The following is a 1,613-nucleotide window of genomic DNA, read 5'->3' as shown; positions in this document are numbered from 1 at the left end:
CGGTCTATGCGGTGGCTGTGTGGAGTCGGGTGAGGTTGAGTGCTGCAGCGGCCAGGTGAAGTTCGGCGGTGACGGCTGCGAGTCCGCGTCGGGCGTAGCGGCGTAGGCCGATGCGGTCTTTGAGGTGTCCGATGACGGGTTCGACTGTCGCTGAACGGCGTTTGTATCGCTGTGCCTGTTCGGGATTGCGCAGTGTGTGGCGCATCGCCTCGCGTGGTGAGAGACACGGTGGTGACGCATCGTGGGTGGGGTGGTGTTTGGCGTCGTGGTGAACGGCTCGGCCTGATCCGGGGGCGATGAGCCGCTCGGGCCCGGGGCTAGCGAGGTTGTCTTCGGTGAAGTAGCCGTTGTCGGCCAGCACCAACTCGATCGTCTTGTTCAAGGCATTCATCTGGCTCATGGCCGCGGCCAAAGCTGGTTCCCAGCAGTGCAGATCGTTGGCTTCTTGGGACACGTGCACCCCGATCACGAGGTGGTCATCAGAGCACACGATCTGACTGTTGTAGCCCTGGACCGATCCGCCGCCGGAGCCCTCAACCATCAACCTGGCCTGCGGATCGGTCAGATTGATCAGCGGCCCGCCCGCTGGGCCGCGCCGAGCTCGTCTGCGTGCGGCTCCACCCCGCTGGTCGACCATCCCGGCCGCCTGCTGGTGCACGGCTCGGCGCAAACCGGCCTGGGCTTTTCTGATGTTCCTGCGAATTGCGGCACGCTGGTGTGCTGGGGCGGTCCCCCGCACGTTCAGCAGCGGGGCCAGACGCTGCTGTTCGCGGGCGATTCTGGCCCGATACATGCGGATCTGGTCCACCCCGGCCGGCGCTCGACCGGACACGACCTCACCTGACTCCAAGCGCTGCAGGTACTGCTCTTGGCCAGCAGCATCGGCGGCGTCGGCCTCGGCATGGGCGCCATCTTGACGCGCGATCTCCTCCATCGCCTTCTTGATCGCAGCCTTGCGCCCCGCCGCCGTGCCCAGCTCGGCTGGCAGACGCTGCTGGGAACCGGCGCCAGCTTCGGCGGCGTCCTCATCGGCATCAACGGCAGCGGCTTGGGCGACCACATCCTCGGCGATGCGGCGGGCCTGCTCGGCAACCCATTGTTGGGAACGATTCGCTGATCTTGAGGCGTTGGCTGCGATCTTGGTGCCATCGATGGCGATCACCCCGGCCCGGACCATCCCGGCTTGGGCACACAAGCGCAGCACCTGGGCGAACACATCGGTGAATACCTCGTCATGAGCCGCGCGGAACCGGGCGATCGTGGTGTGATCCGGCGGGTCCTGAGCGCACACCACCCGGTAAGCGACGTGATCTAGGCACAGGCGTTCAATCTGTCGCGATGACCGCTGACCCGTCGCGTAGGCATAAATCATCAACGCCAACAACATGTCTGGGTCATAGCCAGCCCGCCCAACACCGCCGGTGCGGCGGGCCGCATGCAACGCCGAGGTATCCAGCTGTTCGACCACATCAAGGACGAACCACACCAGGTGATCAGCGGCCAGCCAGTCAGCCATATTCGGTGGCAGCAAAAACTCCTGATCGCGCACCACCGGACGATACGAACGAGCCATACCTCATCGTTTCGTGCTCACCGGCCAACACAAAGGACAT

1 protein-coding gene is annotated in these 1,613 nt (G+C 64.9%); it reads right to left on the bottom strand.

Annotation, left to right across the window (positions count from 1 at the left end):
* Nucleotides 1–4 precede the first annotated feature (4 nt).
* Nucleotides 5–1,573 carry a transposase gene (locus tag AU192_RS20715; RefSeq protein WP_242656988.1) on the bottom strand — a complete coding sequence of 523 codons (1,569 nt, stop codon included), beginning with the start codon at nt 1,571–1,573 and terminating at the stop codon, nt 5–7.
* Nucleotides 1,574–1,613: the final 40 nt, after the last annotated feature.

Source organism: Mycobacterium lehmannii (genome assembly GCF_001499925.1).
Classification (GTDB): domain Bacteria; phylum Actinomycetota; class Actinomycetes; order Mycobacteriales; family Mycobacteriaceae; genus Mycobacterium; species Mycobacterium lehmannii.
The sequence above is the reverse complement of the archived record's forward strand: the minus strand, read 5'-3'. Positions and strand labels throughout refer to the sequence as shown.

Excerpts from the sequence above, each read along its gene's own strand:
- AU192_RS20715 (WP_242656988.1), bottom strand. The coding sequence starts at position 1,573 with ATGGCTCGTTCGTATCGTCCGGTGGTGCGCGATCAGGAGTTTTTGCTG.